Below are 609 nucleotides of genomic sequence, written 5' to 3'. Positions count from 1 at the left end.
ACCTGACAGCAAAAGGCCTACCGCGTTACCTAAGCTAAACGACACTTGACCAAATGTCATGGTCACTAGGCCAAACATAATGCCAAGAATAAAGAAGCTACAGAACGCCAATAAGTCGGCCATTTGGCTGTGGATCGAGATAAAACCGATTTTCTCAGCAAGGCCATGTACACGACTCTTCTCACCACTCACCTGAAGCACATCACCTTTGGCAAGAACAATGTCTAAATCCATTGGCATTTCGATTTGCGCACGAACTACGCGGTTAAGGAAACAACCGAACTCAGACAGGTTCAAATCAGATAGACGTTTGCCGGCAATCGCGTCGCTCTTAACGACAATCTCTTCTTCCACAATACGCAGATCGAGAAGGTTACGGTCGAACACTTCTTTACCGTTTCGGAAGCTTGGGTCCAAACGAGCGTGGCTGTCAGGGAAGCCTACCAACGCAATTTCATCACCTTCTTGCAAAATCGCATCACCATCAGGGTGGGCGAGAATACCATTACGGCGAATACGTTCAATGTAACAACCCGTTTGGCGGTAAATACCAAGTTCTCGTAAGTTTTTGCCGTCTGTCCAATCGATAAGCTCCGGGCCAACTCGATA

1 protein-coding gene is annotated in these 609 nt (G+C 47.3%); it reads right to left on the bottom strand.

The annotated features are described in order from the left end of the window. Positions 1-609: TrkA C-terminal domain-containing protein (locus R7E78_RS28150; protein ID WP_318058887.1), on the bottom strand; the 609-nt coding region annotated here is incomplete at both ends.

This window comes from Vibrio sp. YT-19(2023) (assembly GCF_033337395.1).
The sequence above is the reverse complement of the archived record's forward strand: the minus strand, read 5'-3'. Positions and strand labels throughout refer to the sequence as shown.